At 68.1% G+C, this 9,069-nt stretch carries 8 protein-coding genes; 6 read left to right on the top strand and 2 right to left on the bottom strand.

Annotation, left to right across the window (positions count from 1 at the left end; genetic code table 11):
- A partial coding sequence (locus tag DPV74_RS36050) for an amino acid ABC transporter ATP-binding protein (RefSeq protein WP_162923235.1) occupies positions 1 to 387 on the top strand: 387 nt, incomplete at its 5' end.
- 61 nt (positions 388 to 448) lie between these two features.
- Positions 449 to 1,351 carry a LysR substrate-binding domain-containing protein gene (locus DPV74_RS36045; RefSeq protein ID WP_060196759.1) on the top strand — a complete coding sequence of 301 codons (903 nt, stop codon included), beginning with the start codon at positions 449 to 451 and terminating at the stop codon, positions 1,349 to 1,351.
- 776 nt (positions 1,352 to 2,127) lie between these two features.
- On the opposite strand, the gene DPV74_RS36040 is transcribed toward DPV74_RS36045, so the two are convergent.
- On the bottom strand, positions 2,128 to 2,769 hold the full coding sequence (locus DPV74_RS36040) for a TetR/AcrR family transcriptional regulator (protein ID WP_226149778.1): 642 nt from the start codon (positions 2,767 to 2,769) through the stop codon (positions 2,128 to 2,130).
- Between the two features lie 103 nt (positions 2,770 to 2,872).
- Here DPV74_RS36040 and DPV74_RS36035 point away from each other — a divergent pair, with 103 nt between their 5' ends.
- From DPV74_RS36035 to DPV74_RS36025, 3 genes are read left to right on the top strand one after another with little or no spacing between them, the layout of a single operon-like run.
- A complete protein-coding gene (locus tag DPV74_RS36035) occupies positions 2,873 to 3,775 on the top strand; it encodes an SDR family oxidoreductase (RefSeq protein WP_119338916.1) in 903 nt (300 codons plus the stop codon).
- A complete protein-coding gene (locus DPV74_RS36030; RefSeq protein ID WP_119338915.1) occupies positions 3,772 to 5,337 on the top strand; it encodes an NAD(P)/FAD-dependent oxidoreductase in 1,566 nt (521 codons plus the stop codon). The genes DPV74_RS36035 and DPV74_RS36030 overlap by 4 nt, the downstream gene beginning before the upstream one ends.
- Before the next feature lie 7 nt (positions 5,338 to 5,344).
- Positions 5,345 to 6,331 carry an alpha/beta fold hydrolase gene (locus DPV74_RS36025; RefSeq protein WP_059697148.1) on the top strand — a complete coding sequence of 329 codons (987 nt, stop codon included), beginning with the start codon at positions 5,345 to 5,347 and terminating at the stop codon, positions 6,329 to 6,331.
- A gap of 72 nt (positions 6,332 to 6,403) precedes the next feature.
- Here DPV74_RS36025 and DPV74_RS36020 read toward each other — a convergent pair whose 3' ends face one another.
- Entirely contained in the window at positions 6,404 to 6,802 is a 399-nt protein-coding gene (locus DPV74_RS36020; protein ID WP_027790880.1) for a carboxymuconolactone decarboxylase family protein, read from the bottom strand.
- A gap of 359 nt (positions 6,803 to 7,161) precedes the next feature.
- Here DPV74_RS36020 and DPV74_RS36015 point away from each other — a divergent pair.
- On the top strand, positions 7,162 to 9,069 hold a 1,908-nt coding region (locus DPV74_RS36015), incomplete at its 3' end, for a collagen-like triple helix repeat-containing protein (RefSeq protein WP_119338917.1).

Raw genomic sequence — 9,069 nt, 5'->3', positions numbered from 1 at the left:
AACGAGAAGGGCCTGAAGCTGCTCGACCGCGTCGGCCTGAAGGCGCACGCGCACAAGTTCCCGGGCCAGTTGTCGGGCGGCCAGCAGCAGCGTGTCGCGATCGCGCGCGCGCTGTCGATGGATCCGATCGCGATGCTGTTCGACGAGCCGACGTCCGCGCTCGACCCCGAGATGATCAACGAAGTGCTCGACGTGATGGTCGAACTCGCGCAGGAAGGGATGACGATGATGGTCGTCACGCACGAGATGGGCTTCGCGAAGAAGGTCGCGCATCGCGTGATCTTCATGGACAAGGGCGCGATCGTCGAGGACGACCGCAAGGACGATTTCTTCTCGCATCCGAAATCGGAACGCGCGAAGGACTTCCTCGCGAAGATCCTGCACTGAACGCTGCCGCGACGCGCCGCACCCGCCCCTTCCGATCGTCCGTTCCATGCCGGCCTTTCCGATGAAACGACTACCTTCCCTCAACGCGCTGCAGATCTTCGACATCGTCGCCCGCCACGGCAGCTTCACGCGCGCCGCCGAGCAGCTGTGCCTGACGCAGGGTGCGGTGAGCCGGCAGGTCCTCGCGCTGGAGGCGTTCTACCAGTTCCCGCTTTTCAAGCGCACGCCAAAGGGACTGACGCTGACGGCGGAAGGCGAGCTGCTGTTACCGACGGTGCGCGAGAGCTTTGCGCGCATCGAAGAGGTATCGATGCGCCTGTCGCGCCGGCGCACCGAGCTCGCGCTGAAGGTGCCGACCTGCATGATGCAGTGGATGTTGCCGCGGATCATGCGGTTTCAGTCCGAGCACCCGGAACTCCAGGTGCAGATCACGACGACCTGGGGCCATCACGTCGATTTCCGCATGGAGCCGTTCGACGCCGCGGTGATCTACGCCCCCGGCGCCGGCCCCGACATGCATGCGATCCCGCTGTTCGAAGAGCGGCTCACGCCGGTATGCTCGCCGGACCTGCTGAACCGGCATCCGCTCGCAAGCGTCGACGATCTGGCCGACCATACGCTGCTGCATCCGACCCGCGATCACCGCGACTGGAAACGGTGGCTCGACCATGCGGGCGCGCCGCACGTCGACTCGACGCGCGGATTGAGCTTCGAGACGCTCGACCTCGCCACCCACGCGGCGATCGACGGCTACGGCATCGCGATCGGCGACCGGACGCTCGTCGACGAAAGCGTGGCGGCGCACCGGCTCGTGACGCCGTTCGACGTGTCGATGCCGACCGGGATGGGCTATTACTTCGTGTATCCGGGCGGCGCCGAGCAGCAGCAGAAGATCCAGTTGTTCGGCGACTGGATCACGGGCGAACGCGAGCGCCAGACCTCCGTTTTCAATCGGCGCGCGTGAGCCGGCTCATCGGCACGGCACGCAAGCGCTTGCGTGCCGCATACGGCCGCCCGGCGCGCCCGACCGGATCCGGCCCGCGCAATGCCGGCAGGCGGCGATTTCCCCTCGCTTCCAGTTCGCTTTCGATCCGCTCCGCAACCGTGAATAAACGAGATTATTGAATCCAAAAAATTCGATATTTTATTTTCGGCTTATCCACTAAACTTTTTCATGGCAATTCGCTGACCTGCGTTTGCCGAAGCACTTCAATTCTCCGACTCATTAAATCAATCAAGGAGTTTGAAATGTAAGCTGCCGCAATTTCATCGGGAACCACACCGTCGATTCGTGTCGACGCGGCCAACGGCAACCGGATCACCGGGCACTGCTGCTACGGCCAGGGCCGGCACACGGGCGCGTTCAGCCGGGCAGGCGACAACGTGTCGGCGACGTGCCGGCGGGTCGGCAGCGCCGGCCAGACCAGCGGCGGCACGACGACCGAGTATCGCCGGGACGGTGAAGGCCGAACCCGGGGGGATACACGGGTTCCTGATCGAGGTGCCTGGGCGCTGAGGATTTCGCGCCATGAACGGCGCAATGCGAACTGCCTTTTTGCATTGCGCCGCCTTTTTAATTTGATCCGGATTGTTTTAACCCGCTCATCGTCACACGCAAACCGAATCAAATCAAAAAAGAGACAATCCGACGTGCCGTGCGCCGTGTAGCAGCTTCTTTATTTTGACTTTGAACCTGCAATTTGCCGGCGGACATGCCGGGAACAACGCGACACCATCCGGTCAGCTTATCTCCCGCAACGTCCCCAACAGCACCTTCCTGCAACTCGCGACCATCTGCGCTTCCGGATCGCGATATTCCGTGAGCAGCCACGCCGCGCCGACGTTCGTCATCGCGCCGACGAGCGCGAGCCCGATCAGCCGCTGCTCGGTGCGCTCCGCGGGCGTTGCCGCTTCGCGCGGCGCGCCGATCGCCATGATCAGCTTGCCGAAGTCGATCAGCATGCGCTGGTAGGTCATGTCGGTGTCCGCGCTCACGCCCATCACCTCGAGCAGCAGCACGCGCGCCGCGCACGGGTCGCGCAGGAACGCGAAGAACGCGGCGAGCCCGGCATCGATGCTCTCGCGCAGATCGCCGCCGCGCTCGGCCACTGCCCGCTCGACTGCCTCGTGCAACTGCTGCGCGTGATGCAGGTAGGTGCAGCGCAGCAAATCCTCGGTGCTGTCGAACGCCGCATAAAAATAGCGATCGTTCAGCTTCGCTTCCTGGCAGATCGACCGTACCGTCGCCTTGCGGAACCCGACCGTGCCGAACACACGCGTCGCCGCGCGAATCAGCGCGTCGCGCCGCTCGGCGGCCCGCACCTCGGGCGCCACGCCGCCATACGAGCGGCCCCGTTTTTCCGTTTCGAGTGCTTTCTCCATTCCGCTATTTGACATCAGGACACCCGAAAACTAAAGTGGTGACGACCAACACCACATTAGACGCGCCGCCGGCACGGGGCAAGCGGAACGGGAGGAGCAACGGATGAACGGGTTTTCCGGCAAGGTCGCCGCGATCACGGGCGCCGGTTCGGGCATGGGCCGCAGCCTCGCGGTCGAGCTTGCGCGGCGTGGCTGCGAGGTCGCGCTCGCCGACGTCAACGAAACCGGGCTCGCCGGCACGGCGGCCGCCTGCGCCCAGCATGGCGTGCGCGTGAGCACGCGGCGGCTCGACGTCGCCGACCGCGATGCGGTGTTCGCGTGGGCCGATTTCGTGCGCGCCGGGCATGGCAAGGTCAACCTGATCTTCAACAACGCGGGCGTGTCGCTGGCCGCCAGCGCCGAGACCGCGGGCATCGCCGATCTCGAATGGATCGTCGGCATCAACTTCTGGGGCGTCGTGCACGGCACGCAGGCATTCCTGCCGCACCTGCGCGCGTCGGGCGACGGTCACGTCGTCAATACGTCGAGCCTGTTCGGGCTCGTCGCGATGCCAACTCAAAGCGCTTACAACGCGACCAAGTTCGCGGTGCGCGGCTTTACCGAGGCACTGCGGATGGAGCTCGAACTCGACGGCGCGCCGGTGAGCGCGACCTGCGTGCATCCGGGCGGCGTCGCGACGAACATCGTCGACGCGGGCCGCGTCGATACCAGCATCCACGCACTCACGGGCCAGGACGAAGCGACCCATCGCCGCCAGGCGAACCGGCTGATCAACGCGACGACGGCCGACGAGGCCGCGCGGCAGATCCTCGCAGGTGTCGAGTGCAATGCGCGCCGCGTGCTCGTCGGCGCCGACGCACGCCGGCTCGACAGGATCGCGCGCCTGCTCGGCGCGGGTTACCAGTGGCTGATGCTGCGCCACGTGCGCCGCGCCCGGGCCCGCAACCTCCGCCCGAAGGAAGCCCCGGCCGCGCTCGCGACCACGCCCACCAAGGACCCCGCATGACCTCGACGACGACCGACCGGCGCGACGCGCCGCCCGCCCCCGGGGACAGCCGCGACCTCGACGTGCTGATCGTCGGTGCCGGTCTGTCCGGCATCGGCGCGGCGTATCACCTGAAGCAGCGCTGCCCGTATGCAAGCGTGGCCATCGTCGAGGCGCGCGACGCGATCGGCGGCACCTGGGACCTGTTCCGCTATCCGGGCGTCCGTTCGGATTCCGACATGTTCACGCTCGGCTACAGCTTCCGCCCGTGGCACAGCGACAAGGCGATCTCCGACGGCCAGACGATCCTCGACTACATCCGCGACACCGCGCGCACCTACGGTATCGACAAGACGATCCGTTACGGCCAGAAAGTCGTCGCGGCCGACTGGGATTCGAACCGCGCGCGCTGGACGGTCCGCATCGAGCGCACGCAGGGCGGCACGACCGACACGCTCGTCTACACCTGCCGCTTCCTGTTCATGTGCAGCGGCTACTACGACTACGACGCCGGCTACCTGCCCGACTGGGCCGGGATGGACACGTTCGAAGGCAAGCTCGTGCATCCGCAGCACTGGCCGAAGGATCTGTCGTACGCGAACCGGCGGGTCGTCGTGATCGGCAGCGGTGCGACGGCCGTCACGCTCGTGCCGTCGATGGCGGCCGACGCGCAGCACGTGACGATGCTGCAACGCTCGCCGACCTACATCGTGTCGCTGCCCGCACGCGACAAGATCGCGAACGCGTTGCGCCGCGTGCTGCCGCCCCGGCTCGCGCACCGGCTCGTGCGCGTGAAGAACGTGCTGCTGACGATTTACCTGTACAACGTGTCGCGCCGCAAGCCCGACCAGACGAAGAAGTTCATCATCCGCGCGGCCAGCAAGCAGCTCGGCCCCGACTTCGATGTCGCGAAGCACCTGACGCCGCGCTACATGCCGTGGGACCAGCGCGTGTGCCTCGTGCCGAACGGCGACCTGTTCAAGTCGATCCGCGCGGGCCGCGCGTCGATCGTCACCGACGAGATCGAGCGCTTCACGCCGACCGGCCTCAAGCTGAAGAGCGGCCAGCAGCTCGACGCGGACGTGATCGTCACCGCGACCGGGCTGAAGGTGAAGATGCTCGGCGGCGCGCGCGTCACGGTCGACGGCCGCGCGGTCGACCTGCCGGAAACCGTGTCGTACAAGGGAATGATGTACAGCGACGTGCCGAACCTCGCGTCGTCGTTCGGCTACACGAACGCGTCGTGGACGCTGAAGGCCGAGCTGATCGCGCGCTACGTATGCCGGCTGCTCAACCACATGCGCGCGAACGACTTCGACACGTGCGTGCCGCGGCTCGGCGCCGGCGAGCTCGGCGACGTGCCGGCCGTCAACCTGAGCTCGGGCTACATCCAGCGCGCGGCCGGCATCCTGCCGAAGCAGGGCCATCGCAAGCCGTGGAAATTCCACCAGAACTACGTGCGCGATCTCGCCTCGCTGAAGTTCAGCGCGCTCGCCGATTCGGCGATGCATTTCGAACGCCGCGCGAAAGCCGGCACGGCCGCCGCGGCGCCGGTTGCCGAACCCGCACTCGAACCCCGTTGAGGCCGACATGACCCCTACGCTCCATCTGATCCAGAACGTCCTGCTCGGCGTCGTCGCGGCGCTCGCCGCGCTCGCGCTGTTTACCGGTTACGTGGCCCGTCGCGTGACGCGCGCGTTTCCGCCCGAAGGCCGCTTCGTCGACGTCGGCGGCGACCGCATCCACTACGTCGAATACGGTAACGGCCCGCCGATCGTGTTCGTCCACGGGCTCGCCGGGCAACTGCGCAATTTCGCGTACCTGCCGCTCGCACGGCTCGCGCAGCGGCATCGCGTGATCCTCATGGACCGCCCGGGCGCCGGCCGCTCGCTGCGCGGCGCGGCTTCGCAGGCGAACGTGTTCGCGCAGGCCCGCACGGTCGCCGCGTTCATCGACGCGCTGCGGCTCGACAAGCCCGTGCTGGTCGGCCACTCGCTCGGCGGCGCGATCGCGCTTGCCGTCGGCCTCAACCATGCGGACCGCGTGAGCCGGCTCGCGCTGATCGCGCCGCTGTCGCACCAGCAGACCGAGCCGCCTGCGCCGTTCAAGCCGCTGATGCTGCCCTCGCCGCTCGTGCGCCGCTTCGTGTCGTGGACCTTCGCGATCCCGCTGACGATCCTGACCGGCCGCAAGGCCGTGCGCCAGGTGTTCGCGCCGGAAGACGTGCCGCGCGACTTCCCGGTCAAGGGCGGCGGCCTGCTCGGGATGCGCCCGCACGTGTTCTACGCGACGGCGACCGACCTGCTGTCGGCACCCGTCGACCTGCCCGCGATGGAACGCCGCTACGCGGATCTCGCGCTGCCGGTCGACGTGCTGTACGGCCGCGCCGATCCGATCCTGAACTGGCGCGAGCACGGCGACGCGCTCGCGAAGAAATCGGCGCGCGTGCGGCTGAAGGTCGTCGAGGGCGGGCACATGCTGCCGGTCACGATTCCGGAGGCCACCGCCGACTGGCTGCTCGAAGTCGCCGCCGCCCCGGCCGAGGCGGCACCGCAGGCAGCGCGCGTCGCGCACTGAGCCTGGAACCGGCGAAACCAGCGAAACCGCGCCTGATTCCGCGCCCGCCGTGCAGTCGAAGCGGCGGCGGAATCAGGCTTCGTCGTCGGGCACCGACAGCCCGAGATCCGAGATCACCTCCCGCGCGCTGCGGAATGCCTCGACCGCGGCCGGCGCGCCCGCGTACAGCGCGCTGTGCAGCAACACCTCGCGGATCTCGACGAGGCTCGCGCCGTTGTTGAGCGCGCCGCGAATGTGACCCTTCAGTTCCGTGCCGCGGCCGAGCGCCGCCAGCATCGCGCACGTGCACAGGCTGCGCGTCTTCAGGTCGATCCCGTCCCGCTGCCACGTGCTGCCCCACGCGTGCTCGTTCAGCCAGTTCTGCAGCGGGCGCGAAAAACCGTCGAGGTCGCGCATCGCGCGCTCGACGAACGCCTCGCCCATCACGTCGATTCGTCGCGCCTTGCCGTTTTCCCTGTCCTGTTCGCTCATGTCCGGGTCCTGTATGGAGTCGTGGCCGCTTCGGCGTCGCCGGCAGCCGGGGATTTCGCGCCATGTTCATCGGGCCGGCGCGTTTCGTCAAAGATGCGGCCCTCGGTTCGAGGCCATCCGCGCAACGCGATATCGAACGCTACGTAACATCGCGCCGCGCGTTACGGCGGCTTACGGGAACATCGCAACCGCCGCGCCCGCGCACCGAGCATGCCCGTCGCGCGAAAGCACCGTTACTCCGTTTAAATCGCGCCGATCTTCCCGATTCCTGCAATAAAGCGCGACACCGTTTCGCGAATGCTGTCGTGGCGCGGAATTTGCAGAGGAGGCTTGGACACACTTCCAATGTCGAGGCCAACATGCACACACTCTTCAAGAAGACGACGGTAACGATGGCCGTCTCGTCGCTGCTCGCACTATATGGTTGCGGCTCGGTCGATGGACCGACGACCCCGCCGACGATCAAGCCGAGCACGTCAGGGACGGGCGGCAGCTCGGGGACTTCGGGTACGTCGGGCGGTGGGACGTCGGGGACTTCGGGTAGTTCGGGGACTTCGGGGACTTCGGGTACGTCGGGTACTTCCGGTACGTCGGGCACTTCCGGCACCTCGGGCACTTCCGGTACCTCGGGCACTTCCGGTACGTCGGGCACTTCCGGTACGTCGGGCACTTCCGGTACGTCGGGCACTTCCGGTACGTCGGGCACTTCCGGTACGTCGGGCACTTCCGGTACGTCCGGTACCTCCGGCACGTCGGGCACTTCCGGTACGTCCGGTACCTCCGGCACGTCGGGCACTTCCGGCACCTCGGGCACTTCCGGTACGTCGGGCACTTCCGGTACGTCGGGTACCTCCGGCACCTCGGGTACTTCCGGTACGTCGGGCACTTCCGGTACGTCGGGTACCTCCGGCACCTCGGGTACTTCCGGTACGTCGGGCACTTCCGGCACCTCGGGTACTTCCGGCACCTCGGGTACTTCCGGCACCTCGGGTACTTCCGGTACGTCGGGCACTTCCGGCACCTCGGGTACTTCCGGCACCTCGGGCACCTCCGGTACGTCGGGCACCTCGGGCACTTCCGGCACCGGCGTCACCCCGCTCGGCAATGTCCTCCAGAAATCCGGCAACCTCGTGACGGCAGTCGGTACGACGGTCGCGAACGGCGGCGGCGTGATCGGCGGCGTGCAGATCCCCGGCACGAACCCGACGACGGCCAACAGCGTCGGCAACGCGGTCACGAGCCTCGGCAACGGCGTGCAGGCGCTCGGCAACGGCGTCGCGGCCGGCCTCGGCTCGATCGGCGTGTCGGCGAACCCGCTCGGACCGACGCTGACGTCGACCACCGGCCTGCTGACCGGCGCCGGCGGCGCGGTCAACAACCTCGGCAACGCGGTGAAGAGCCTCGGCTCCGGCCCGCTGTCGCCGCTGTCGCCGGTCACGACGCTCGTCGGCGATCTCGTCAACACCGTGGGCGGCACCGTCAACTCGACCGCGTCGGGCCTCAACACGGCGCTGAACAGCTCGCCGGTCCAGCAGCTCGAGACGCAGGTCGGCAAGGTGATCAACCCGATCACGAACACGCTGACCGGCGGTGTCACGACGCCGGGCGCCACGCAGACGCTCGGCGGCGTCACGCTGCTCGGCACGCCGCTCAACGGCCTGCTGAGCGCGCTCGGCAACGGCCTCGCCCTCGCCGGCACGAAGGTCGGCGGCGCAACCGGCAACCCGGTCGGCACCGGCCTCGGCGGTGTCGTGGCACAGCTCGGCAACACGGTGACGTCCACCGGCGGCCTCGTCCACGACAACAACGCGGGCAGCTCCAGCAGCGGCACGGGCGGCAGCAACCCGCTCGCCCCGATCACGGGCCTGCTCGGCACGCTGACGGGCGGCCTGGGCGGCGGCAGCTCGAGCGGTTCGGGCGGTACGAGCGGCACGAGCAGCGGCGGCCCGCTCGGACCGGTCACGGGCCTGCTCGGCTCGCTGACGGGTGCGCTCGGCGGCCTCGGTTCGAGCGGCACGAGCGGCACCGGCGGAACGAGTGGCACCAGCGGCACCGGTGGCGCGGGTGTCGGCGGCCTGCTGGCGCCGGTCACCAACCTCGTCAATTCGCTGACGCCGCTCGGCGCCAGCCTTACGGGCACGGTCACGACGCCGGGCGGCAACGTGACGGGCACGCTCGGCGGCCTGCTGTCGAGCGGCCCGGTCGGCACGGTGACGGGTGCGCTGACGACGCCGGCAGGCGCCGCGGGCGCCATCGGCACCGCGAGC

This window comes from Burkholderia sp. HAN2018, from assembly GCF_024704855.1.
Taxonomy (GTDB): Bacteria; Pseudomonadota; Gammaproteobacteria; order Burkholderiales; family Burkholderiaceae; genus Burkholderia; species Burkholderia cepacia.
The sequence above is the reverse complement of the archived record's forward strand: the minus strand, read 5'-3'. Positions and strand labels throughout refer to the sequence as shown.

Excerpts from the sequence above, each read along its gene's own strand:
- DPV74_RS36030 (WP_119338915.1), top strand. The coding sequence starts at position 3,772 with ATGACCTCGACGACGACCGACCGGCGCGACGCGCCGCCCGCCCCCGGG.
- DPV74_RS36025 (WP_059697148.1), top strand. The coding sequence starts at position 5,345 with ATGACCCCTACGCTCCATCTGATCCAGAACGTCCTGCTCGGCGTCGTC.
- DPV74_RS36045 (WP_060196759.1), top strand. The coding sequence starts at position 449 with ATGAAACGACTACCTTCCCTCAACGCGCTGCAGATCTTCGACATCGTC.
- DPV74_RS36020 (WP_027790880.1), bottom strand. The coding sequence starts at position 6,802 with ATGAGCGAACAGGACAGGGAAAACGGCAAGGCGCGACGAATCGACGTG.
- DPV74_RS36040 (WP_226149778.1), bottom strand. The coding sequence starts at position 2,769 with ATGGAGAAAGCACTCGAAACGGAAAAACGGGGCCGCTCGTATGGCGGC.
- DPV74_RS36035 (WP_119338916.1), top strand. The coding sequence starts at position 2,873 with ATGAACGGGTTTTCCGGCAAGGTCGCCGCGATCACGGGCGCCGGTTCG.